The organism is Leisingera aquaemixtae (genome assembly GCF_006740765.1).
Lineage (GTDB): Bacteria > Pseudomonadota > Alphaproteobacteria > Rhodobacterales > Rhodobacteraceae > Leisingera > Leisingera aquaemixtae.
The window spans coordinates 2,538,556-2,561,934 of sequence record NZ_CP041159.1; the positions used below are offsets into that span (position 1 = coordinate 2,538,556).

Here is a 23,379-nt window from a genome sequence, read left to right on the forward strand (position 1 = left end):
GTTCCGACGACTGCGGAGGAGGCTCCCGCCGGGCAGAACAGCAGCTTGCAATTGCGGCCGTCCCGCCCTGCTTCCGGCCCCCGATCAGGCCCGGATGCGCCAGCCGGTTTTGAAGATCCACCAGATTACTGCCATGCAGGCCAGGGTAAAGCCGCCAATGGCACACAGGCTCAGCAGCACCGGCACATCCGCCTGACCGAAGAACGCCCAGCGGAAGCCCGACACCAGATAAACCACCGGGTTGAACAGGGTGATGGTCTGCCACACCGGCGGCAGCATGGAGATCGAGTAGAACGACCCGCCTAGGAACACCAGCGGCGTCACTACCAGCAGCGGCACCAGCTGCAGCTGCTCGAAATTCCCGGCCCAGATGCCGATGATGAACCCCATCAGCGAAAAGCTGAGGCAAGTCAGCACCAGGAAGGCGACCATTGCAACGGGATGCTGGATCGGGAGGTCCACAAACAGCGAGGCGGTGCACAGGATCACCACGCCGATGAACAGCGACTTGGTCGCTGCCGCCCCGGCAAAGCCCGCGACCACCTCCAGGAAGTTGATCGGCGCCGACAGGATTTCATAGATATTGCCGATGAATTTCGGGAAATAGATCCCGAAGGAGGCATTGGATATGCTCTGTGTGATCACCGACAGCATCACCAGTCCCGGCACGATGAAGGCACCGTATTCGACCCCGTCGACCTCCTGGATGCGGCTGCCGATGGCGCTGCCGAACACCACGAAATAGAGCGAGGTGGACAGCACCGGCGAGATGAAGCTTTGCAGAAAGGTGCGCCAGAACCGCGCCATTTCAGCCTTGTAGATGGTGGCAACCGCTGTCCAGTTCATGCCGCGTCCCCCTCGGCTGCGCCCTTCGAATCCCCGCCCGTCGAAACGAGGCCGACAAAAATGTCTTCCAGGCTGGATTCGCGCGTCTGCACATCCGACAGCACCAGACCGGCCTGCGCCACATCATTCAGCAGCGTGGTGATGCCGGTCCGTTCCGCCCTTGTGTCATAGGTGTAAAGCAGCCCGCCGCCGCCGTTGACCAGCTGCAGGTTGTGCTGCGACAGCGCCTCCGGAACCGCCTCGACCGGCTTGGCCAATTGCACTTCCAGCTGTTTCTGGCCCATCCGCGCCATCAGCTGCTCCTTCGCTTCGACCAGCAGCAGCTCGCCGCCCGTGATCACCCCCACCCGGTCGGCGATGGCCTCTGCCTCCTCAATATAATGGGTGGTCAGAATGATGGTAACGCCGCCGGCCTTCAGTTCGCGCACGATTTCCCACATGTCCTTGCGCAGTTCGACGTCCACTCCGGCGGTGGGTTCATCCAGGAACAGGATGCGCGGCTCATGCGCCAGCGCCTTGGCGATCAGCACCCGCCGCTTCATGCCGCCTGACAGGTCCATGATGCGGCTGTCGCGCTTCTCCCACAGCGACAGCTTGCGCAGAATGCTCCCGATCAGTTCCGCATTGGCGGGCTTGCCGAACAGGCCGCGCGAGAATGTGACCGTGTCGAGCACCTTGGTGAAGGGCTCCAGGGTGATCTCCTGCGGCACCAGCCCGATCAGCGCCCTGGCTGCGCGGAACTGGGAGACGTTGTCGAAACCGCCCACCCTGATGCTGCCCGAGGTCGCAGTGGTGATGCCGCAAACGGTTGAAATCAGGGTTGTCTTGCCCGCGCCGTTGGGGCCGAGCAGGGCCAGGATTTCGCCCTCTTCGATATCGAGCGAGACGCCTTTCAGCGCCTCGAAACCGCCATCGTACATTTTGCGCAGATCGCGGATGGACAGGATGGCCGCCATGATGCCTCCGGGATGGTCTCAGATCCCGGCTACCCTAGCGGCGGTGTGCCGCGTCTGCCAGCCCCGTGCCGCACATCGGGCCGCAGATTGGCCTGTGCGCTTGCGCAGAGTTCCGGGCAGGCTCAGCCGCGGCCGGTCACCTTGCTGAACCAGCCCTTCTTTTCGCCGTCCTCCGGGGCATCGCCGCCGTCGTCTGCCGCGGCCTCCGGCGCCAGATGCGCCTGCAGGTTGGCAAAGAACTGGTCCGCCATCTTCTTGGCAAAGCCGTCGATGATCCGGCTGCCCAGCTGCGCCAGCTTGCCGCCGACCTTGGCTTCGACATCATAGGACAGCAGCGTGCCGGAGCCCGATGGCGCCAGGGTCACGATGGCGCCGCCCTTGGCAAAGCCGGCCGCCCCGCCCTTGCCCTCGCCGCTGATGGTCAGTTTCTCGTTTTCAACCAGGTCCGACAGGGTCACCTGCCCCTTAAAGGTGGCTTTGACCGGGCCGACCTTCTGGGTGACCGTGGCCTGGAACCCCTCCTCGGGTGTGCCCGTCACGTCCTGCGCGCCGGGCACGCAGGCTTGCAGCACCTCAGGCGTCAGCAGCGCCGCGTAGACGGTTGCCGGATCGGCGGCGATTTCCTTCTGGTCACTCATCTGCATGGGCTGGGCCTCCCTGGCGCTGTGTCGTTGGCTCCCCAAGACCTAGCCGCCCGGCTCCGCCCTGCCAAGTCCGCAGTGGCCCAGAGGGCGGCGGCGGGTACCCCGGGGCAAGGGACCGCCGCAGGAAATCTTGAAATTCATCTTGACGTCAAGATTTATTGTGAACTATCTTCACGTCAAGATAAATGAAAGGACCCACCCATGAGAATCATCCTCTTTGGCGCAACCGGCGATGCAGGCAGCGCAGCCCTGAGGGCCGCGGTAGCGCGCGGCCATCAAGTGACGGCGGTGTCCCGGCAGCCGCAGGCGCTGGCGGGTCTCAGCCCCCTGGTCACCCCGCAGCCCTTGGACTTGATGGCGGACCCCCAGGCAGCGGCAGAGACCGCCCGGGGACACGACCTAGTGATCAGTGCCCTGCGGCCGCTCGCGGGGCGGGAAGCCGATCTGGTGCCGCTGACCCGTGCCGCGCTTGATGCGGCCCGGCTGGCCGGCATTCCGGTGCTGGTGACCGGCGGTGCCGCGACATTGAAGCTGGCCGACGGCAGCGGCTACACAGTGCTGAGCGCGCCGGGTTTCCTCCCGGAAAGCGTCCGCCCGATTGCCGAGGCCTGCGCCGCGCAGGACGCGCTGCTGGAGGCGGAGACCGAGACAGAATGGACCTGCCTGCGCCCGCCTGCGCTGCTGACGGAAGGCCCGCAGACCGGCCGCTACCGGTTCGGCACCGATACGCTGGTAACGGATGCGGATGGCGCTTCGCAGATCTCCTTTGCGGATTTCGGTGCGGCTCTGCTGGATCTGGCGGAGCACCCGCGCGGCAGCCGGCAAAGGCTGACCGTCGCCTGGGGCGCTCCCGCCCCCGCCCTGGCGGCCGGCTGACGCCGGGCCTTGGCCGGCGTTGGGCCGGGCAGCGCGCCTTGCGCGCTGCGGCCGCGCAGCAGCGCATGCGCTGCCCTGTCACACGAAGCGTTACCGTGCCCCAAACGCCCCGGCGCCGCGCGTCAGCGCGGCGCCATGCCCAAGGCTTTGCCTTGCATCTGCGATGCATGGCACAGGCGCGGGAGCCCTCCCGCCTTGCTCCGGTCAGCGGTTGCGCTTGGGGAGCGTCTCATTGGCTGTCCAGTCGAAAGTGCCCTGATCCCGCTCCTGCACCGCTTGCTTCCAGCCCGCCTCCTCCGCTCTCGCCTTGAAGTTCAGCCCCTCGGGCGAATGGCGGCTGATCCCGTCAAAGACCGTGGCCAGCCGCTGGGTCTGCATCAGCCCGGTCTGCTCAATCGCCTGGTTGATCACCAGTTTCTGCATTGCCAGCTGATTGATGGGCACCGAGGCCATCCGCGCCGCCATCTCCTCGACCGCATCGTCCAGCTGCTCCGCCGGCACAGCCTGCAGCACCAGCCCCATCTCCGCCGCCCCCCTGCCGCTGATCCGGTCGCCGGTGAACAGCATCCGCTTGGCCCGCTCCGCGCCCAGACGGTAGACCCACATCGCCGTGGTCGGACAGCCCCAGACACGTGCGGGCATGTAGCCGATCTCCGCATCCTCCGCCATGAACGTCAGGTCCGCGCACAGCGCGATGTCCGACCCGCCCGCCACCGCAAAGCCGTGCACCTTGCAGATCACCGGCTTGGCCGCCCGCCACAGGGACATGAAGGCCTGGGTGTTCTCCCGCATGAAGCGGTAATCCTTGATGGGGTCCCAAGGCATCGGCTGGGTCACCTCGCCGCTGCCGTTGCCCTCGGCGTAATAGGTCAGATCATAGCCCGCGCAAAACCCTTTACCCGCGCCGGACAGGATCATCACATGCACCTGCGGGTCCGCATCCGCCTGCGCCACCGCCGCGGCCAGATCCCGCGGCATTTCGTCATTGATGGCATTCATCACGTCTGGCCGGTTCAGCGTGATCCGCGCGATCCGGCCGTCTTTCTCGTACAGTACCGTGGACATGGGCTCCTCCTCCGCTGCGCAAAGGAGATCACAGGCCGCGCCCCCCGCATAGACGGGCCGACGCAGCGTCAGCCTGCCCAGCTGCGGCGCCTAGTACGGCAACCCGACGTAATTTTCGGCCAGCGACGCCTGCGCCGCATCCGAGGAGAACAGGTAGTCCAGATCTGCACGCTGCAGCCGCAGGTCGGTCTCGCTGCCCTCCGGCGCCCGGTGCAGCAGGTTTGTCATCCACCAGCTGAAGCGCTCCGCCTTCCAAACCCGCGCCAGCGCCTTTTCCGAATAGTCGTCCAGCCCGGCGCTGTCGCCTTTCAGATAGTGATCCAAGAACCCGTGATAGAGGTAATAGATGTCCGAGGCGGCCAGGTTCAGCCCCTTGGCACCGGTGGGCGGCACGATGTGGGCGGCGTCGCCTGCCAGGAACAGGTTGCCATAGCGCATCGGCTCCGCCACGAAACTGCGCAGGGGTGCGATGGATTTCTCGATCGACGGACCGGTCTGCAGGCCAGCCGCAACCTCATCCGGCAACCGGCGCTTCAGCTCTTGCCAGAACGCCGCATCGCTCCAGTCCTCCACCCGGTCCGTGAGCGGCACCTGGATGTAGTACCGGCTCAGCACCCGGCTGCGCAGCGAACACAGGGCAAAGCCGCGCTCATGCCGGGCATAGATCAGCTCCTCAGAGACCGGAGGCGTTTCCGACAAAACCCCAAGCCAGCCAAAGGGATAGACCTTCTCGTATTCCTTCAGCACATCCGAGGGAATCGACTTGCGGCTGACCCCGTGAAAGCCGTCGGCGCCGACGATGAAATCGCACTCGGCCCGCTGCGCCTCGCCGTCCTGCTCCCAGGTCACAAAGGGGCGCGCCTCGGTCAGCGCATGAGGCTGCACGTTCTGCGCTTCGTGGATCACGACACCGCTCATCGCATCGCGCGCTTCATACAGGTCGCGGGTCACTTCGGTCTGGCCGTAGACCATCACCGTGTCGCCGCCGGTGTGCTTCGCCAGGTCGATCCGGTCCAGCTGCCCCTGATGGGCGATGTGGAAGCCTTCGTGGATCTCGCCCTCCCGGTCCATCCGCGCGCCGCAACCCGCCTCGCGCATCAGGTTGACGAAACCATGCTCCAGCACGCCCGCCCGGATCCGGCCCAGCACATGGGCGCGGGTGCGCTTTTCCAGCACGATGGAGCTGATCCCCTTGCGGTGCAAAAGCTGCGACAGCAGCAGCCCGGACGGCCCGCCGCCAATGATAACAACCTGCGTCTGATGCGTGGACATGCGCGCTCCCCTGATCGTTCGGTATATTCGTGCAAGGGGGATTATGCGCCGGGCGCACCTGATTGCGAATGGACCAACCGTGCCATCTCTTGTATATTTCGCACATGCATTCCTCAGCCCGCATCGACAGCTACAACCTGTTCGGCGAGACCGCCGAATTGGCCGATGTGCTGCATGTCGAGACGATTCGCGCCCGATCAGAGCTGCATGACTGGGAATTGCGGCCACACCGGCACGCCAGGCTGCATCAGCTGCTGGTGCTGACCAGCGGCGGGGGAGAGGCGGATCTTGACGGAAACAGACCTAACCTGGCCCCGCCCTGCCTGATCAATGTGCCCCGCGGCGTGGTGCATGGCTTCCGGTTTGGCAATGGCACCGGCGGCTGGGTGATCACCCTGACCTCCGATCTGCTGGACCAGAACCTGGCTCCGGGTGAGGGGATCCGCGCGCCGCTGGACCTGCCTGCCGTGCTGCCGCTGCCAGAGGGGATGCAGGACTTGGCGGAACGGCTGTTCCATGAATACCGCGCCAAGGCGTTCGGGCGGGCGCAGATGCTGCGCGGGCTGGCACTCAGTCTCACCGCGCTGGCCGCCCGCGCCGCGGCGGCCGGGCAGGAACCCAGTGTGCAATCCCAGACCGGCACGCTGTTTGCCCGGTTTGAAGCGCTGGTCGAGCGCGATTTCCGCCTGCGCCGGCCGCTGGCGGACTACGCGGATGAACTGGCGGTGTCAGCGACCCATCTGAACCGGATCGCCCATCAGGCCACGGGCCAGCCGGCCTCGGCGCTGGTCGGCGCCCGGGTGCTGCGGGAGGCGCGGCGGCTGCTTATCTACACAAACATGACCGCGGCGCAGATCGGCTATGAACTGGGCTTCAACGACCCCGCCCATTTCAGCCGCGTCTTTGCCAAGGGCACCGGAATGCCGCCACGGAAATTCCGCCAGCAGCTTGCCGGAAGCGGCTGAGCCGGAGCAGACTGGCCTTTGCAAAGACATCGCAAGGGGAACGCAAATGCTGCAGGGGATCCGCATTCTGGAGGTCGAGGGACTGGGCCCCGGCCCCTTTGCCGCGATGACACTGGCCGACCTCGGGGCGGAGGTGATCTGCGTGCACCGGCCGTACACCGGGCGTACACCGGGGATGCCAGACAACTCGCTGCTGGACCGGGGAAAGCGGTCGATTACGCTGGACCTGAAGGCACCCGAGGACGCCGAAACCTTCCTGAAACTTGCCGAAACCGCACATGGGCTGATCGAAGGATTCCGCCCCGGTGTGATGGAGCGTTTGGGCCTGGGGCCGGCAGAGTGCCACGCGGTCAACCCGGCCCTGGTCTATGGCCGCATGACCGGCTGGGGCCAGGACAGCCCTCTGGCGCATGCGGCGGGGCATGACCTCAATTACATCTCGCTGTCGGGTGCGCTTTGGTATGCCTCAAACCCTGGTGACGTGCCACTGACGCCCGCCACACTGGTCGGCGATATCGGCGGCGGCGCGATGTATCTGGTGGCAGGGATGCTGGCGGGTATTCTCAAGGCCAAGTCCACCGGCGAGGGCTGCGTTGTCGATGCCGCGATCTATGACGGCTCGGCGCATATGATGAACCTCTTGATGAGCATCCGCCAGGCCGGGAACTTCGGCGTCACACGTGGAGCAAATCTGCTCGACGGGCCGCATTGGAGCCGCACCTATGCCTGCGCCGGCGGCGGCTATGTCTCGGTGCAATGCCTGGAGCCGAAGTTCTATGCGCTGTTTCTGGAGAAGCTGGGGCTGGCGGAGGAAGCGGAGTTCCAGCAGCAGTTCAACAAGGCGCTCTGGCCAGCCTTGACCGGCCGCCTTGCGGGAATCTTTGCCAGCCAGCCGCGCGATCACTGGGAGGCGCTGTTCGACGGGAGCGATGCCTGCGTCGCCCCGGTGCTGAACCCGGAGGAGGCCCAGGCGCATGCGATGAACGCCCGCGGCACCTGGGTCGAAGACCAAGGCGTGCTGCAAGCCGCCCCTGCCCCGCGGTTTTCCGGCCAGCCAGAGTGGGTGCCGCCGGAAATCCCGCATCGCGGCCAGCACACAAGGGAAATCCTGGCGGAGCTGGGCCGGAAATAGGGTCAGTCTTCTTTCTTGGCCTTTTCGGCGGCAGCTTTCATCCGCTTAAGCAGCTCAGTCTTGTCCGCCTGCTTGCCAAAGGGGTTCTTCTTGGTGCCCTTGGCGTTATGTTCGGCGTGACGAGGTTTATTCTTGCCCATTTTGGGTGCTCCAGATTTACCGTAATCCACCGTTATGTCCTCTTTCGCGGCGCGTCGTTCTGCGCTGATGCCTGAAACAGCCACCCGGCACAAGGCCGGGCAGCGCGCAGCAGGTCAGCCGCCCCTGACCGTGTCGATCATCAGCTGCACATTGTCCGGGTCCGCGTCCGGCGTGATGCCGTGGCCCAGGTTGAAGATATGCGGGCCGTTCTTGAACGCCTCGACAATGCGGCGGGTGTCATCCACAAGATCCTGCCCGCCTGTCACCATGTGGCGGGAGGCCAGGTTGCCCTGCACGCAGCCGTCCACCTGCACATTGGCGGCGGCCCATTCCGGATCCACCGAGTTATCGAGTGCCACGCAATCCACACCGGTTGCCTTTGCGAAACCCACGTATTTCTCACCCGCCTCGCGCGGGAAGCCGATGACGGGGATGCCCGGGTGGCGTTCCTTCAGCGCCGCGGTGATCTGGCGGCAGGGCTCCAGCGCGTATTTGTCGAAGTCCGCGCCTTTCAGCGAGCCGGCCCAGCTGTCGAAGATCTTCACCACCTCGGCGCCCGCCTCGATCTGCTTGGAGAGATAGTCGATGGTCGCCTCTGTGATCCGTGCCAGCAGCGCCTCGAACAGGGCAGTGTTTTCTTCGCGCAAAGCGTGGGCAGGCCCCTGATCCGGCGTGCCGCGGCCCGCGATCATATAGGTCGCCACGGTCCAGGGCGCACCGGCAAAGCCGATCAGCGTGGTCTCGGACGGCAGTTCGCGCGACAGGATGCGGACCGTTTCATAGATCGGGTTCAGCGTCTCGTGGATATCGGACGCAGGGCCCAGCTTGGCGAAGTCTGCCTCCGTCGTGATGGTGGATAGCCGCGGGCCTTCGCCGGTCACGAACCACAGGTCAGCACCCAAAGCCTGCGGGATCAGCAGGATGTCGGCAAACAGGATGGCCGCATCAAAACCGTAACGGCGGATCGGCTGCAAAGTCACCTCAGCGGCGAGGTCAGAGTTATAGCAGAGCGACAGGAAATCCCCGGCCTCGGCCCGTGTGGCGCGGTATTCCGGCAGGTAGCGGCCCGCCTGGCGCATCATCCAGATCGGCGGCACATCCTGTTTTTCACCCGCCAGTGCGCGCAGCAGCTTCTTTTGTCCGGCCATGATTTTCCTCGCTATCTTTCGCCCACATAGGTCGCCCTCTGAGGTCACGCCTGCGGGGGCGAATGTCAAGAGCAGGGGCGATCTGCCGCGCACTGGCCCTTTGCGCTTTGTCCTATATCAAAGCCCGCGCGCGATGCCCGTGGGAGATGCGCAAAAACCGGTTTCCACCGGGCCGCAAACTGATTTATGGCTTCTTCCATGACACTGACCCTGCCCTCCCCCGCTTCGCCCCTGAAAATCGGCACCCGCGGATCGCCGCTGGCGCTGGCCCAGGCGTATGAGACCCGTGCGCGCCTCGCCGCTGCCTTCGATCTGCCGCTGGAAGCGTTTGAGATCGTGGTGATCAAGACCACCGGCGATAATCAGGCGCTGATCGCGGCGGACAAGCCGCTGAAGGAGCTGGGCGGCAAGGGGCTGTTCACCAAGGAGATCGAAGAGGATCTGCTGTCGGGCGCCATCGACATTGCGGTGCATTCGATGAAGGACATGCCGGTGGCCCAGCCTGAGGGGCTGGCGCTGGACACCTATCTGCCGCGCGAGGATGTGCGCGATGCCTTCATCTCTCCAGCGCTGACATCGCTGCATGAACTGGCCGAGGGCGCGGTGGTCGGCACCTCGTCGCTGCGCCGCCGGGCGCAACTGCTGAACCGCCGACCCGACCTGAACGTGGTGGAGTTCCGCGGCAACGTGCAGACCCGCCTGCGCAAGCTGTCCGAGGGCGTGGCGGACTGCACTTTCCTGGCGATGGCCGGCCTCAACCGTCTGGCGATGGCGGATGTGCCTGCCAATCCGATCGAGACCGGCGACATGCTGCCCGCGGTGGCGCAGGGCGCCATTGGCATAGAGAGGCGCGCGGCTGACGGCCGCGCGGCGGAGATGCTGGCGGCAATCCATGACGGCGAGACCGGTTTGCGGCTGGCGGCGGAACGGGCCTTCCTGGCGGCGCTCGACGGCTCCTGCGAGACTCCGATAGCAGGCCTTGCCGAGTTGCATGGCTCCACCCTGCGCCTGCGCGGCGAGGTGCTGCGTCCCGATGGCTCGGAATCCATCAGCGATGATCAGACCTGCCCGGTCGAAGACGGTGCGGAACTGGGCCGGGAAATGGCGGCAAAGCTCTTGGAGAAGGCCGGCAAGGGCTTCTTTGACTGGAAGTCCTGAGCGAGGCTCTGCCTCGCGCTCCGGGATATTTGGAACCAGATGAATTAAGGATCCTCTCTTCATCTGGCTGAAAATATCCTGGGGGTGAGCGCCGATGGCGCGAGGGGGCAAAGCACCCTTTCAGTCTCCGCTAGATCTGCCCCGACCACCTCAGCCAGCTTTGCGGGCTGCCGCCGAAGGTGTTGAGATCCACATCACCCGCCACCCCCGGCACCTGGCCGGTGCCGGAATACTGCCAGAAGCTCCAGCTTTCACCCGGGTAGACCTTTTGCGGATGGCCCGCGACGGAGCGCAGCCAGAATTCGGTGCCGCCGAGCTGCCCGATGCCGGTGTCGCGGTAGAAATCCACTGTCGTATAGACCACCGGGCGCTTGCCGTAGTGGCGTTCCAGAATGTTCAGGAACTTGCGCGCCTCCGCCCGCACGGTTGCGCCGTCCGGCCGCGTCCGGCAGGTGCGGGAGCGGTGGTTCCATTCCATGTCCAGCACCGGCGGCAGCGCGTTCGGGTCTTTCGGCACGTGGCGGATGAACCAGCGGGCCTGCTCTGCCGCCGGGCGGCAGAAGTAATAATAGTGATAGGCGCCGCGCTTCAGCCCCGCGGCGCCCGCCCCGCGCCAGTTGTCGCGGAACTTGGCGTCGGTGTGATCACCGCCCTCAGTCGCCTTGATATAGGCAAAAGACACGCCGGAGCGGCGCACCTTGAGCCAGTCGATATCCCCCTGATAGCGCGAGACGTCGATGCCATGCACCGGGTAGGACCAGGGCGTGCGCCCGTCCCAATCGTGCGGGTCGCGGTCGCCAAAGCGGGGATAGGTGGACAATCCTGCCAGCCGCGCATTGGCAGGCTCGGTCCGGGTGACCTGCGGCGCGCTCACCTCCCTGTCCGGCGCCCTGCCGCAGCCTGCTGCCAATGCCAGCGCCAATACCCCCAGAACCAGTCTGCGCATGTGATGTGCTCCCTGCCTCAACCTTTGAATACTGCTGTTGTCTTTGCCTGTTCTGTCCCACTCTAGCGCAGCCAGGCGCAAAGTCGCGCGCCCGGAAAGGTTGTCAGCAAAAATCCGCCAAAGGAAAACGCGCCGCTGTGGGGGCGGCGCGCTGGCGGTGTCACGGGTGCGGCAGGGTCAGACCCATTTGGCCAGCGGCGGCAGGCTCATCAGCACCGCATTGGCATCATGGCCGGTTTCCAGCCCGAACTTGGTGCCGCGGTCATAGACCAGGTTGTATTCGGCGTAGAGACCGCGGTGAATCAGCTGGGCGTCCTTGGCGGCCTCATCGAAGTCCTGCACCCGGCGTTTTTCAACCAGCGGCACAAAGGCCGGCAGGAAGGCGCGGCCGATGTCCTGAGTCAGGGCAAAATCCGCGACCCAATCGCCGGAGTTCTGGTCATCCATGAAGATGCCGCCCACCCCGCGGGCGCGTTTGCGGTGAGGAATATAGAAATACTCGTCCGCCCACGCCTTGAGCCGCGGGTACTGGTCTTCACCATGCGGGTCCAAGTGCTGTTTTTGTGTGGCGTGGAAATGCGCGGTGTCCTCGCCGTATTCGATGCAAGGGTTAAGGTCCGAGCCGCCGCCGAACCACCAGGCGTGCGGGGTCCAGAACATGCGGGTGTTCATGTGCACGGCCGGCACATGCGGGTTGCGCATATGGGCGACCAGCGAGATGCCCGAGGCCCAGAACCGCGGGTCGTCTTTCATGCCCGGAATGCCCTTGCGCGCCGCCATGGCGGCTTGCGCGCGGTCGCCCAGGGTGCCGTAGACTTCGGAGATGTTGACGCCGACTTTCTCGAACACCCGGCCGCCGCGCATTACGCTCATCAGTCCGCCGCCGGCATCAGAGCCGTCGTCTGAGGTGCGCTTGGTCTGCGTCACCTCGAACCGGCCCGGCGCCATCTCCGCAAACGGGCCTTCGCTGTGGCTGTCCTCCAGCCCCTCGAACGCCGCAACAATCTCGTCGCGCAACTGGCGGAACCAGGCGGCGGCCCGGGTTTTTTCCTCGATCATCTCTGCGGTCATGCCAAATCTTTCCAATCAGTGCATCGGCGCGGACACCGGGTCCAAGAGGGTGCGGCCGCCGTCCAGCGTCACCACCTGGCCGGTCATGAACCCGGAGGCATCCGAGGCCAGATACTGCGCGGTTTCGGTCAGCTCGGTCGGCGAAGCGACCCGGCCCAGCGGCGTGTGCGCCTCGATATCCTGGCGGAAACTGCGGTTTTCCTTAAGTGTGTCCCGCATCGACGCGCTCATCACCGAGCCGAAGGCGATGGAGTTCACCCGGATCCGGTAGGGCGCCAGCGCAACGGCCAGCGAGCGGGTCGCCTGATCCAGCGCGGCAGAGGCGACCGAATAGGCCATCAGGTCGGGATGGGTGCGCCGCGCGGCAATCGACGACAGGTTGATGATGCTGCCGAGAGGGCTGTCGCTGCCGCGCTCCTCGCCCTGTTTGATCATCCGCCGGGCCACCTGCTGCGACAGGCGCACCGTTGGCAGCAGGCTTTGGTTCAGCAGCTGGTCCAGGGTTTCGTCCTGCGCATCCAGCGCGTCGGTTGCCACCACCTGGCGGGCGCCGTTGACTAGAATGTCGATGTCATCAAAGGCGTCGATGGTGGCCGACAGCAGATTGGCGATGGTCAGACGCTCCCGCAGGTCGCCGGCGAAATAGCGGATGTTGCTTTCGTCGGCCTGCTCGCCCAGCTCGGCAACCAGCTGCGCCTCCTGGGTGTCGGCGAACATGACATTGGCGCCGGCATCGGCGAACTGCTTGCCGATCGCCAGGCCAATGCCGCTGGCGGCGCCGGTCACGATGGCAGTCTTGCCGGAGATGGAAAAGGACATGCGAGATCACTCCCTGGGCCGTTTGGCAGGCACGTTAGACCGGGACTGCCGGATTGGAAACCGGCATTGCGCCCGGAGCGCGGTTACTTGCGCCCGCGCTTTGGTCTGGCCGCGTGCAGAATCTTGAAGCGGTTATCGCCGCCTTCTTCGCGCACCTGGGCAAAGCGGTCCGCCAGCGCGGTTTCATATGGCAGGTGCCGGTTGGCCACCATCCACAGGCTGCCGCCTGGCGCCAGCATCGCGGCCGCGGCGGCGATGAACGCCTGCCCCAGCGACGGCTCCGCCGCGCGGCCGGTGTGGAACGGCGGGTTCATCACCACGGTGTTCACCGGGCCGGGCGCCTTCCAGCTGCGGGCATCGGCCCAGTGAAACTGCGTCCGCGGGTCCGCCGCATTCAGGCGGGCGCAAGCCAGTGCGGCATGGTCCGCCTCAACCAGGTGCAGTTCCTCAACGCCTTCATGCTTCAGCACCTGCGCCGACAGATAGCCCCAGCCGCCGCCCAGATCGGCCACGCAGCGGCCCAGTTTCTTGGGCAGCGCCGCCGCCAGCATGCGGGAGGCCGGGTCGATCCCGTCTGCCGAAAACACTCCGGGGGCGGTGATGAACCCCTCAACCTGCTGCGGGCCTGCGGGCAGCCAACCGGACAAATCGGTGCCGCCCTCGATCCAGAACACCTTGCCATGCGCCTTGGACACCGGCGCAGAAGGCTCGCAGCGCTTGCGCAGGTCCTTCAGGACCGAATCGATGCCTTCGGTCTTGGCGCCGTCGATCAGCACCTGGCCCCGGGTGGCAGCGGCGGCCTGCGCCACCAGCATCCGCGCCAGCGCCTTGGCCCGCGGCAGAAAGACGACGGCGGCTGAATACTCTGCCCCCGCCTCAGGTGCCGGAACGCAGCCGTACCCCTGCGCAGCGAAGTGATCGTGGTCGGGGCGGAACGGCTGAATGATCAGCAGCTGCTCCTTGGGCAGCGCCGACAAGTCGTGTTCGGCGCGCGGGTGGAACACGGCGATGCGGCCCTCGGACGGCACAGCAAAGCCGCCCGATTGGGCGGCCAGGGACAGGCGTACAGACATATAAAGGCCTCTTCAGTCTTCTTTTTCCATGGTGCACTGCAGCGGGTGCTGGTGGCGGCGGGCGAAATCCATCACTTGGCCCACCTTGGTCTCAGCCACCTCATGGCTGAACACGCCGACCACCGCCACGCCTTTTTTGTGCACCGTCAGCATGATCTCGAACGCCTGCGCGTGGGTCATGCCAAAGAACCGTTCCAGCACCATCACCACGAATTCCATCGGGGTGTAGTCGTCATTCAGCAGCAGCACCTTGTAGCGCGGCGGACGCTTGGTCTTGGGGCGCGTCTTGGTCAGGACGCCCGCTTCTGTGTCGTCGTCTGAATGATCCGTCATCATGATGGGCTGCAGCGGCATAAGCAATTTGATCCAGTGATGCATGGAATTTCCTGTGCCGCTTATATAGCCTCTTACCTGTTCAGGAAAAGAGACTGAGACCCGCAGATTGACACGTAATTTGACAACAATCGGCTTTGATGCCGACGATACCCTTTGGCACAACGAACGGTTCTTCCGCGTGACGCAGGAGAGATTCGCCGAATTGCTGATGGATCACACATCGGATGACATCGGCCCGGGAGAGCTGGAGCGGCGGCTGCTGGACGCTGAGAAGCGCAACCTGGGGCGCTATGGCTACGGGGTGAAGGGCTTTACCCTGTCGATGATCGAAACCGCGCTCGACGTGACGGAGGAGCAGGTTCCCGGCGCCGTGATCAAGGAGCTGATCACCGCGGGCCAGATGATGCTGTCCTACCCTATCGAACTGCTGCCCCATGCGCGCGAGGCGGTGGAGGCGGTGGCGGGCCGTTACAAGGTGGTGCTGATCACCAAGGGCGACCTGCTGGATCAGGAGCGCAAGCTGGCGCAATCCGGCCTGGGCGAGCTGTTTGACGGGGTTGAGGTGGTCTCGGAAAAAACGCCCGAGGTCTATCTGGACATCTTTGCCCGCCACGGCGACGGCGCCGCGCGGGCGATGATGGTCGGCAACTCGATGCGCTCGGACGTGGTGCCGGTGATCGAGGCCGGCGGCTGGGGCACTTATGTGCCGCACGGGCTGGTCTGGGAGGTGGAGCACGCCGAAGCCCCGGAGCACAGCCCGCGTTACACCGAGATTACCGACCTCGGCAGGCTGGCGGATCTGGTGGGGCGTCTGGGCTAACCGGCTTACCCGGTGGATGCTGGACGGGCCGCTGCGCGGCCGTTATCCCATTGGCAAACCGCGAAGGAGACACCGGGACATGCCGCACGCCGAGCTGAAATACTCCAGCGATCTGGAGATCGACGCCGCCGCCATCCTCGCCACGATTGAGGCGGTAATTCTGGAGCACGACGCCGGTGCGGGCGCCTGCAAGGGGCGCGCCTATCCGGCGGATCAGTTCCGCCACAGCCATATCGCCGTCAGCGTTGCGCTGCTGAGCAAGCCGCACCGGGACGAGGCGTTTTCCAAGGCGCTGCTGGCCGATCTCGAATCCCGCATCAAGGCGCAGCTGGGCCAGCCTTGCGAATTCTCGCTGGGCCTCAGCTATTCCACGCCCTTTTATGTGACCCATTTTCACCCCGGCTAAGGGCTTTGCAGCCCTTGCAGCCCGTCTTGAGGCCCGCCCCGGGCCGCTTTAGATTGCTCAATTGCAAGTTTTTTTAGTAACCCTTTATTAGCACATCCCGCATCTAGCGGCCCGGCGTACAAAACCCACTACATGCCGGCAGTGCTTAACGGCTGCGCCGAACACGCGCGTTTCGCCGCTGTTTATTCCTCGTAAACCCTGTGTTACGCTTTAACCAACAGGCAGAAACGTCAGCCGGACAACCGGCGGCACGAGGCAAACATGGCAGTGATCACGCAGGACACTCCGGCGTCTGGCCGGTATTTCCGCACCCGTTTCCTCTGGGCAGCGGCAGGTATTCTTCTGGCAGTTCTGGGACTTGGGCTGGGGCTGGCTCCGCAAAGGGCGCAGGCCGCGCCCTATGCGGCGATGGTCATTGATGCCAGGACCGGCGAGGTGCTGCACTCGCGCAATGCCGATACCCGGCTGCACCCGGCCTCGCTGACCAAGATGATGACGCTCTACATCGCGTTCGAAGCTGTGCGGAACGGCGAGATCACGCTGGACACCAAGGTCAAGATCTCGCGTAACGCGGCTGCCGAACCGCCCTCGAAGCTGGGGCTCAAGTCCGGCCAGCGGATTGCCTTCCGCTACCTGATCCGTGCCGCGGCGGTGAAATCCGCCAATGACGCGGCCACCGCCATCGGCGAGACGCTGTCGGGGTCCGAGGCCGCCTTTACCCGCCGGATGAACCGTACTGCCAAGGCGCTGGGGATGACCCGCACCACCTTCAAGAACGCCCATGGGCTGACTGCCAGCGGGCATTTGTCGACCGCCAGCGACATGACCACGCTGGGGCGGCATCTGCTCTATGATTACCCGGAGTACTACAACCTGTTCTCGCGCCGCTCGACCAATGCCGGCATCCGCGAGGTGCCCAACACCAACCGCCGCCTGCTGGCCGCCTACCGCGGCGCCGACGGGATCAAGACCGGCTATACCCGGGCGGCGGGCTTCAACCTGGTGGCCTCCGCCAAGCGCGGCAACGAGCGGATCATCGCCACCGTGTTCGGCGGCAAGTCCACCACCTCGCGCAATGCCAAGGTGGCGGAGCTGCTGGATCTCGGCTTCCGCCGCGCCCCCTCTCGCGCCGCGCTGCGCAAACCGCAGCGGCCCGCCTATCAGGGCGCTGGCAATGTTGTGGTGGCCGAGGCCGATGACGGGCCCGCGCACGCGGTTGCCGGCAAGACCATCCGGGTGAGCGGCCAGGTGGAAACCAGCCTGCGCCCGAAACTGCGCCCCGGCGCCAGCGAGTCGCCGGTGCTGGTGGCCGCGCTTGAGGAAGCGCTTCAGACGCCGCCCGCGGAAGCTGCGGCAGCGGAGGCAGAGACAGGGGCCGCGCCGGAAAAGACGGCTCCAGAGCAGATCGAGAACGTGCAGACTGTCAGCGCAGACGCGGCACTGCAGCGGGATGCCGTGCGCGACAGCATTGCCGTTGCGCTGGCCGAAGCGGAAGCGGAGCCGGCGCCCCTGGAAACAGCTGCGGCCGCCACGGTCATCGCCGCGGTGCAGCGGGTGCCCTTTACCGGCCTTCGGCCCGCCGCCCGCCCGGCCAGCTTGGCGCTGGCAGAGGCCTCGCCGGAGCCGGAACCGGTTGTGGTCACCCGCCTGTCCACCTCCGGCGGGCGCTACTGGGGCATCAATGTCGGTCTCTACAGCAGCCGCTACCAGGCTGAGAAGGTGCTGCTGCGCACCGCGCTGTCGGAGCTGGAGACACTGGACGGCTCCCTGCGCAAGGTGGCCAACACCCGGCGCGGGTTTGAGGCGAACTTCCTCGGCATGAGCCAGGAGCAGGCGGAACTGGCCTGCCGCCGCCTGAACGCCCGCAACGTGACCTGCAACCCGATCGGCCCGTCCTGACGACCGGCGTAGCTTCAGATCAGCAGCAAAGAGGCGCCCCCGCGGCGCCTTTTTCGTGACCTGCGCCCAGTCTCCGCCAGCCGCTCCCGCCCGTCGTCAGGCTTTTCTGACGAAAACCCCTCCTCCCGTTGGGCGTGGCACCGCGCCATGCGCGGTGCCACGCCCAACGCCGCCAAGGGGCTCTGGCCTCAGCCAGGGCACCTGCGGGGGCGGGAGTTTTTTGGGTGCTAAGAACCCGCTCAGGGCTTGGGCTTGTCGTCCCACTCGTCGCTCAGGATGCGGCGGGCGTCGCCTTCGGGGTCGTCATACTGGTTGCTGCGCACCGTGTAGATGAAGGCCGCCAGACCCACCGCACCGAGGATCAGCGAAATCGGGATCAGGTAGGTGAGGACGCTCATAGGGTCGGTTCCATGCTTTCAGGCGCGCCCTCAGCGCAGCCGCAGCGCGTTGAGGGAGACGGTAATGGAAGAGGTAGACATCGCCAGCGCCGCAATCAAGGGCGTGGCCAGCCCGGCAATCGCCAGCGGCACCGCGATCACGTTATAGAGCGTGGCAATGCGGAAGTTCTCGCGGATGCGGCGGGTCGCCTTCTGCGCCACGCCGCAGGCCTCGGCAATCGGGCTGAGGTCCTGGCCCAAGAGCACGATGTCGGAGGCCACCCGCGCCGCATCCAGCGCCGAGGCCGGGGAGATCGACACATGCGCCGCTGCCAGTGCTGCAGTGTCGTTAAGGCCGTCGCCCACCATCAGGACCTTCTTGCCCTGATCCGCCAGCAGGCGCACCCGGGCGGATTTATCGGCAGGCAGCGCCTCTGCCACCCATTTGGCGATGCCCAGCCGCCGGGCCAGATCCTCGACCGCGCCGGTGGTGTCGCCGGAAATCAGCAGTACGTCCTTGCCGACCTCCTTCAGCGCCTGCACAGCCTCTGCCGCGCCGGGGCGCAGCGCATCGGTGAACAGGAAGGGTTTGGCCGACCCCGCCCCGCTGTCCAGCCAGGCCGCGGTCTGGCTGCCTTGTTCAGCGCCGACCCAGGCCGCGCGGCCCAGCCGCACGCGGGCGCCGCGGTACAGGCCTTCGGCGCCATACCCCGGAACCTCGGTGATCTCCTGCACTGCGGCAGGCTTGACCCCGGCCTCACGTGCCGCACGGGCCAGCGCCACTGACAAGGGATGCGAGGAGCCTTCGGCCAGCGCCAGCGCAATCTCCAGATCCGCCCGGGCGTGGCCGCCCAGGTTGGTGACCTCCGGCGTGCCGGCGGTCAGCGTGCCGGTCTTGTCGAACACCACCGTGTCCACCTCTGCCAGCCGCTCCAGTGCGGTTGCGTGTTTGATCAGCATACCCTTCTTGAACAGCCGGCCTGAGGCGGCGGTGGTGACCGCAGGCACCGCAAGGCCCAGCGCGCAGGGGCAGGTGATGATCAGAACCGCGGCGGCGATATTCAGCGCCGTGCGGATGTCGAAGGTGTAAAGATACCAGCCCGCAAAGGCGAGCGCCGACAGGATGTGCACCCCCGGCGCATAGAGCTTGGCCGCGCTGTCCGCCAGCGAGGTGTAGCGCGAGCGGCCCGACTCCGCGATCGCAACCAGATCGGTCATGCGGTGCAGCGAGGTATCCTCGCCCACTGCCGTGGCGCGGATGGTCAGCGGGCCGGTCAGGTTCACTTCACCGGCGGAAACCGCCAGGCCCGGTGCGGCAAACACCGGCAGGGTTTCGCCGGTCAGCAGCGAGCGGTCGAGCTCCGACTGGCCTGCGACGATTTCGCCATCCACCGGCATCCGCCCGCCGGGGCGCACCAGGATCAGATCGCCGATGGCTAGATCCGCCACCGGCACCTCATATTCATCGCCGTCCAGCAGCCGGACCGCCCGGGGCACCTCCAGCGCCGCCAGTTCCTCTGCCGCGGAGCGCGCCACGGCGCGGGTGCGGTAATCCAGGTAGCGGCCCGCCAGCAGGAAAAAGGTCAGGGTCAGGGCAGCGTCGAAATAGGCGTGCTCGCCGGACAGGAAGGTCTCCCACAGCGAGGTCAGCAGCGCCAAGACCAGCGCCAGCACGATCGGCACGTCCATGTTGAGGCGTTTGACCCGCAGGGCGGTCCAGGCATTGGCAAAGAACGGCTGGGCGGAGAAGACGATCGCCGGGAAGGTGATCGCGGCGGAGATCCAGTGGAACATGTCCCGGGTCGCGTCCGAGGCGCCGGACCAGACCGACACCGACAACAGCATCACGTTCATCGAGGCAAAGCCCGCGACCGCCAGCCGCATCAGCAGATCGCGGCCCGCCTTGTCGTTCTGGGTCGCCGCAAGCGCCGCCAGATCCAGCTCATGCGCCTCATAGCCGATGCGTTCCAGCACCGGGATCAGGTCGGCGGCGCGCACGTCCGGGTCCGCCTCGATCAGCGCCCGTTTCAGGGTCAGGTTCACCCGCGCCGAACGGATTCCGGGCTCGGCGTTCAGCTCCCGCTCCACTGCCGAAATGCAGGCCTGGCAGTGAATGCCCGGCAGCGAAAGCGCCAGCCGCGCCTCCGTCGGCGCCTGCTCCGCACTGTCATGCGGGGCGGCGACGCAGGCCGGGCAGGCCGCAAGCGAGGGGCGGAGCTGGGCGGTCATGGCGGTCAGCCTTTCACGTGCAGGATCACCCGCTGGGTGAATTCGGTGCCGTTCTTGGCCCGCGCCACCATGCGGATGTTCCAGTTGCCCGGGCCCAGATCGGCCGGCGCAACATAGGCCTGGCCGTCAAAGGCGAACTCCGGCTGCTGATCGTCCTGCACATGGGTCGCCCGGCCCAGGGTAGCGGTCAGCTTGGCCACCTCCACCGGGTTGCCATCGGCATCGGTGATCTCCAGCTTGACCTGGTCCCCGGCTGAGGAGGCATAGACCGACCAGCCCAGCGCCTCCTGCGCGTTCCGGCGCTTGTCGAATTCCTGGCTGGCGACATAGGAGTTCTTCACCTCCAGCCCCGGAAAGGTCTTCACCGCGCTGACGGCCAGGGCGATATTCACCCCGATGATCACCGCAAAGGCGCCGCCGAACAGCATCAATGCGTGCTTGCCGGTAAATTCCCGTTCGCGCTTGGCCATGGTTCAGTTCCCCTTGCCGTTAAAGCTGGTGTCCTTATGGGCGCGTTCGCCGCTGTCCAGATCTTCCACCCAAATGCGCACCGGAGTCGAGGCCGCTTTGGACGGCGCAGCGTCCTTGGGCGTCACGATATAGACCCGCTGCAAGAGCGCGGTGTCAGCGGGCACTGCCACGGTTGATCCATCGGTGCCCTCCAAGGCGATCTGCATTGCCGGATCGCCCTTGATCGACAGCTGGAATGGGCGTTCTTCGCCATGCTTGTTGCGCAGACGCACGTCGTAGGTGTTGCGGATCGAGCCGTCGGACAGCGTTACATAAGTCGGGTTGCGTTCCGGCGCCACGGTCAGCTCGATGTCAGAGCGGATGAACAGGGCAAACAGCAGCCCCAGGCCAACCAGCGACCACAAGGTGGTGTACATGATGGTGCGCGGGCGCAGGATGTGCTTCCAGATGTTCTTGGGCGGCTTGCCCTCGCGCTCCTCCGCCTCATCCGACAGGGCCATATAGTCGATCAGGCCGCGCGGCTTTCCGATCTTGGCCATCACGTCGTCGCAAGCGTCGATGCACAGCGCGCATGTGATGCATTCCATCTGCTGGCCGTCGCGGATGTCGATCCCCATCGGGCAGACGTTGACGCAGGCCATGCAGTCGATGCAATCGCCGGGCCCTGCGGCCTCGGCAGTGCCGGTTGCGGCGGTAGGGTCCGCGTCCGGGGAGAGGCCGGGATACGGCGTGCCGGCATAAGCCGCCTGGCCGGGACCTGCCGCCTGTGCGGCCTGCTCAGCCGCTTCCGCCTCGGCCTTGCTGCGGCGGCGAACGTTGCCCTTGCCGCGCGGCTCGCCACGCCATTCGCGGTAGCCGACGGTCAGCGTGTCCTCATCCATCATTGCCGCCTGGATGCGCGGCCAGGGGCAGGCGTAGATGCAGATCTGTTCGCGTGCAAAGCCGCCGAACAGGAAGGTTGTCGCGGTCAGCACCAGCATGGTGGTGTAGGCAACCGGATGCGCATTCAGCGTTACCAGATCATAAGCCAGCGTCGGCGCATCGGCGAAATAGAACACCCAGGCGCCGCCGGTGGCCAGCCCGATCAGGAACCAGGCCACCCATTTGGTGACCCGCAGCCGGACCTTGCGGAAATCGAGCTTTTTCTGCCGGTGCAGGCGCAGGCGGGCGTTGCGGTCGCCCTCGATCCATCGCTCCACCAGGATAAACAGATCGGTCCAGACGGTCTGCGGGCAGGCATAGCCGCACCAGACCCGGCCCAAAGCGGAGGTGAACAGGAACAGCCCCAGCCCCGCCATGATCAGCAGGCCAGCGACAAAATAGAATTCGTGCGGCCAGATCTCGATCCAGAAGAAATAGAACCGCCGGTTCGCCAGATCCAGCAGCACCGCCTGATCCGGCAGCGAGGGCCCGCGGTCCCAGCGGATCCAGGGAGTCAGGTAGTAGATCCCCAGCGTCACCGCCATGATGTACCACTTCAGGTTTCGGAAGGGTCCGGAGACGCGCCGGGGAAAAATCGGTTCCCTGGCGGCATACAGGCTCGGGGCTGGGTTGGAATCGCTCACGGACTCTCTCCGTCTTGTGGCTGTCTGGCGCCCTTGTCACAGATGCAAAGTGCCAGAACTTTGACGTGGATCAAAAAGCGTATCGGACAATCATGTTTTCGCGCCCGGTACAGCGTCTTGTGAAGGCAAAAGGCCACCTATGCCTGCGTGCAGCGGCCTGCCAGAGGCAAGTTGCCGCAGCGCAGAGATTACGGCAATGCACAGCCGGTTTCCGTCGGGAAACAGCGGTTTCAGAACGGCTGCCGCTGCCGCCTGAGCCAGGCGATGAACTTGCGCGCCTCCGGGCGCAGCACGCCCGGGCGGGTGGCGATGTGGTAGCCGCGGCCCTCGCCTTCGGTGAACAGTGCCAGCAGCCGGCCTTCTGCCAGCTCCTCCTCGACAAAGGCGCGGACGCTGACCGCAACCCCCTGCCCGGCCTTCACAGCCTGCATCAGCAGGTTGCCCGGCAGCCGGGTGCGCGGTCCGCGCAGGCCTTCGCTGACGCCGCGCGATTGCAGCCAGAGGCCGGCCTCAGACGTGCCCAGCTCCTCCAGCCAAGGGAGGTCCAGCAGATCCTCGGGCGCGCTCACCTGCCGCCCGCCCAAAAGCCCCGGCGCGGCAACCACCACCATCGGCGAGGCCAGCAGCATTTCCGTTTCCAGCCCCGGCCAGCTGCCGTCGCCGTAGCGCAGGGCGATGTCGATGCCGCCGGGCTTCAGCTCAACCAAGCTGCCCGTGGGGTCGAGCACCAGGTCAATCCCGGGATTGTCCGCCTGAAACCCCGGCAGCCGCGGCATCAGCCAGTGCGCGGCAAACATCGGCGTGCAGGTGACATGCAGCGGCCGGGCGGTGCCCGCTTGGGTGATTTCCTGCACAGCCGCCTGGATTGCGCCAAAGCCCAGCTGCAGCGCCCGCGCCAGATGGGCACCTTCTGAGGTCAGCGCCAGCGCCCGGCCGCTGCGGTCCAGCAGCGCCACGCCCAGATGCGACTCCAGCGCCCTCAGCTGCTGGCTGATGGCAGCGTGGCTGACATTCAACGCCGCGCCTGCCTGAACCACATTTCCGGCCTCCGCAAAGGCTGAGAAGGCACGCAGTGACGCAAGCGGCGGCATGTGCAACCAATCCATATGTAATTCCAACTTACACGATGCGATTTTTCTTAACTCGCAGGAATCGCCCGCTCGC

General features: G+C 65.8%; 24 protein-coding genes. 7 read left to right on the forward strand and 17 right to left on the reverse strand.

Annotated elements, in window-relative coordinates; all coding sequences use genetic code 11:
- Positions 1 to 84 precede the first annotated feature (84 nt).
- The 3 genes from R2C4_RS14075 to R2C4_RS14085 all read right to left on the reverse strand — a co-directional run bounded on the left by R2C4_RS14075 (position 85) and on the right by R2C4_RS14085 (position 2,446).
- Entirely contained in the window at positions 85 to 846 is a 762-nt protein-coding gene (locus tag R2C4_RS14075) for an ABC transporter permease (RefSeq protein ID WP_027244650.1), read from the reverse strand.
- Positions 843 to 1,802, reverse strand: a complete 960-nt coding sequence (locus R2C4_RS14080; RefSeq protein ID WP_141891127.1) for an ABC transporter ATP-binding protein — start codon at positions 1,800 to 1,802, stop codon at positions 843 to 845. The genes R2C4_RS14075 and R2C4_RS14080 overlap by 4 nt, the downstream gene beginning before the upstream one ends.
- A gap of 122 nt (positions 1,803 to 1,924) precedes the next feature.
- A complete protein-coding gene (locus R2C4_RS14085; protein ID WP_141891128.1) occupies positions 1,925 to 2,446 on the reverse strand; it encodes an SRPBCC family protein in 522 nt (173 codons plus the stop codon).
- 201 nt (positions 2,447 to 2,647) lie between these two features.
- Here R2C4_RS14085 and R2C4_RS14090 point away from each other — a divergent pair, with 201 nt between their 5' ends.
- Positions 2,648 to 3,322 carry an NAD(P)-dependent oxidoreductase gene (locus R2C4_RS14090; RefSeq protein ID WP_141891129.1) on the forward strand — a complete coding sequence of 225 codons (675 nt, stop codon included), beginning with the start codon at positions 2,648 to 2,650 and terminating at the stop codon, positions 3,320 to 3,322.
- A 204-nt stretch (positions 3,323 to 3,526) separates the two neighbouring features.
- On the opposite strand, the gene R2C4_RS14095 is transcribed toward R2C4_RS14090, so the two are convergent.
- The gene (locus R2C4_RS14095) at positions 3,527 to 4,387 is read right to left on the reverse strand and encodes a crotonase/enoyl-CoA hydratase family protein (RefSeq protein ID WP_141891130.1); all 861 of its coding nucleotides are present in this window, start codon (positions 4,385 to 4,387) and stop codon (positions 3,527 to 3,529) included.
- A 90-nt stretch (positions 4,388 to 4,477) separates the two neighbouring features.
- Positions 4,478 to 5,659: a 4-hydroxybenzoate 3-monooxygenase gene (gene pobA / locus R2C4_RS14100; RefSeq protein WP_141891131.1), complete on the reverse strand. Its 1,182-nt coding sequence runs from the start codon at positions 5,657 to 5,659 to the stop codon at positions 4,478 to 4,480.
- Positions 5,660 to 5,763: 104 nt separating this feature from the next.
- Here pobA and R2C4_RS14105 point away from each other — a divergent pair, with 104 nt between their 5' ends.
- Positions 5,764 to 6,624, forward strand: coding sequence for a helix-turn-helix domain-containing protein (locus R2C4_RS14105; RefSeq protein ID WP_141891132.1), 861 nt, complete (start codon positions 5,764 to 5,766; stop codon positions 6,622 to 6,624).
- A 46-nt stretch (positions 6,625 to 6,670) separates the two neighbouring features.
- A complete protein-coding gene (locus tag R2C4_RS14110) occupies positions 6,671 to 7,756 on the forward strand; it encodes a CaiB/BaiF CoA transferase family protein (RefSeq protein WP_141891133.1) in 1,086 nt (361 codons plus the stop codon).
- A 2-nt stretch (positions 7,757 to 7,758) separates the two neighbouring features.
- Here the strand turns inward: R2C4_RS14110 and R2C4_RS21260 are convergent, their stop codons facing one another.
- Both R2C4_RS21260 and hemE read right to left on the reverse strand, forming a co-directional pair.
- Entirely contained in the window at positions 7,759 to 7,896 is a 138-nt protein-coding gene (locus tag R2C4_RS21260) for a hypothetical protein (protein ID WP_008554039.1), read from the reverse strand.
- Positions 7,897 to 8,010: 114 nt separating this feature from the next.
- On the reverse strand, positions 8,011 to 9,045 hold the full coding sequence (gene hemE / locus R2C4_RS14115; protein ID WP_141891134.1) for a uroporphyrinogen decarboxylase: 1,035 nt from the start codon (positions 9,043 to 9,045) through the stop codon (positions 8,011 to 8,013).
- Positions 9,046 to 9,243: 198 nt separating this feature from the next.
- On the opposite strand from hemE, the gene hemC reads away from it, so the two are divergent.
- On the forward strand, positions 9,244 to 10,203 hold the full coding sequence (gene hemC / locus R2C4_RS14120) for a hydroxymethylbilane synthase (RefSeq protein ID WP_141891135.1): 960 nt from the start codon (positions 9,244 to 9,246) through the stop codon (positions 10,201 to 10,203).
- Positions 10,204 to 10,333: 130 nt separating this feature from the next.
- Here the strand turns inward: hemC and R2C4_RS14125 are convergent, their stop codons facing one another.
- From R2C4_RS14125 to clpS, 5 genes are all read right to left on the reverse strand, one after another.
- Positions 10,334 to 11,149 (reverse strand): glycoside hydrolase family 25 protein, encoded by an 816-nt coding sequence (locus R2C4_RS14125; protein ID WP_141891136.1) that lies wholly within the window; start codon positions 11,147 to 11,149, stop codon positions 10,334 to 10,336.
- A gap of 177 nt (positions 11,150 to 11,326) precedes the next feature.
- A complete protein-coding gene (gene hemF, locus R2C4_RS14130) occupies positions 11,327 to 12,220 on the reverse strand; it encodes an oxygen-dependent coproporphyrinogen oxidase (protein WP_141891137.1) in 894 nt (297 codons plus the stop codon).
- 15 nt (positions 12,221 to 12,235) lie between these two features.
- The gene (locus R2C4_RS14135) at positions 12,236 to 13,039 is read right to left on the reverse strand and encodes an SDR family NAD(P)-dependent oxidoreductase (RefSeq protein WP_058285107.1); all 804 of its coding nucleotides are present in this window, start codon (positions 13,037 to 13,039) and stop codon (positions 12,236 to 12,238) included.
- Between the two features lie 83 nt (positions 13,040 to 13,122).
- Positions 13,123 to 14,112 carry a class I SAM-dependent methyltransferase gene (locus tag R2C4_RS14140; protein WP_141891138.1) on the reverse strand — a complete coding sequence of 330 codons (990 nt, stop codon included), beginning with the start codon at positions 14,110 to 14,112 and terminating at the stop codon, positions 13,123 to 13,125.
- 12 nt (positions 14,113 to 14,124) lie between these two features.
- Positions 14,125 to 14,448 (reverse strand): ATP-dependent Clp protease adapter ClpS, encoded by a 324-nt coding sequence (gene clpS, locus R2C4_RS14145; protein WP_036761102.1) that lies wholly within the window; start codon positions 14,446 to 14,448, stop codon positions 14,125 to 14,127.
- 106 nt (positions 14,449 to 14,554) lie between these two features.
- On the opposite strand from clpS, the gene R2C4_RS14150 reads away from it, so the two are divergent.
- The 3 genes from R2C4_RS14150 to R2C4_RS14160 all read left to right on the forward strand — a co-directional run bounded on the left by R2C4_RS14150 (position 14,555) and on the right by R2C4_RS14160 (position 17,573).
- Positions 14,555 to 15,268 carry an HAD family hydrolase gene (locus R2C4_RS14150; protein ID WP_141891139.1) on the forward strand — a complete coding sequence of 238 codons (714 nt, stop codon included), beginning with the start codon at positions 14,555 to 14,557 and terminating at the stop codon, positions 15,266 to 15,268.
- A gap of 79 nt (positions 15,269 to 15,347) precedes the next feature.
- Positions 15,348 to 15,674: a hypothetical protein gene (locus R2C4_RS14155; RefSeq protein WP_141891140.1), complete on the forward strand. Its 327-nt coding sequence runs from the start codon at positions 15,348 to 15,350 to the stop codon at positions 15,672 to 15,674.
- A 261-nt stretch (positions 15,675 to 15,935) separates the two neighbouring features.
- Positions 15,936 to 17,573: a D-alanyl-D-alanine carboxypeptidase family protein gene (locus tag R2C4_RS14160; protein WP_141891141.1), complete on the forward strand. Its 1,638-nt coding sequence runs from the start codon at positions 15,936 to 15,938 to the stop codon at positions 17,571 to 17,573.
- Between the two features lie 239 nt (positions 17,574 to 17,812).
- Here R2C4_RS14160 and ccoS read toward each other — a convergent pair whose 3' ends face one another.
- The 5 genes from ccoS to R2C4_RS14185 form a co-directional block, all read right to left on the reverse strand.
- The gene (ccoS, locus tag R2C4_RS14165; protein ID WP_027235212.1) at positions 17,813 to 17,971 is read right to left on the reverse strand and encodes a cbb3-type cytochrome oxidase assembly protein CcoS; all 159 of its coding nucleotides are present in this window, start codon (positions 17,969 to 17,971) and stop codon (positions 17,813 to 17,815) included.
- Positions 17,972 to 18,001: 30 nt separating this feature from the next.
- A complete protein-coding gene (locus tag R2C4_RS14170) occupies positions 18,002 to 20,179 on the reverse strand; it encodes a heavy metal translocating P-type ATPase (RefSeq protein WP_141891142.1) in 2,178 nt (725 codons plus the stop codon).
- Between the two features lie 5 nt (positions 20,180 to 20,184).
- Positions 20,185 to 20,649, reverse strand: coding sequence for a FixH family protein (locus R2C4_RS14175; RefSeq protein ID WP_141891143.1), 465 nt, complete (start codon positions 20,647 to 20,649; stop codon positions 20,185 to 20,187).
- Positions 20,650 to 20,652: 3 nt separating this feature from the next.
- Complete coding sequence (gene ccoG, locus R2C4_RS14180) at positions 20,653 to 22,215, reverse strand: cytochrome c oxidase accessory protein CcoG (protein ID WP_244940733.1); 1,563 nt, start codon at positions 22,213 to 22,215, stop codon at positions 20,653 to 20,655.
- Positions 22,216 to 22,445: 230 nt separating this feature from the next.
- The gene (locus tag R2C4_RS14185) at positions 22,446 to 23,321 is read right to left on the reverse strand and encodes a LysR family transcriptional regulator (protein WP_141891144.1); all 876 of its coding nucleotides are present in this window, start codon (positions 23,319 to 23,321) and stop codon (positions 22,446 to 22,448) included.
- Positions 23,322 to 23,379 lie beyond the last annotated feature (58 nt).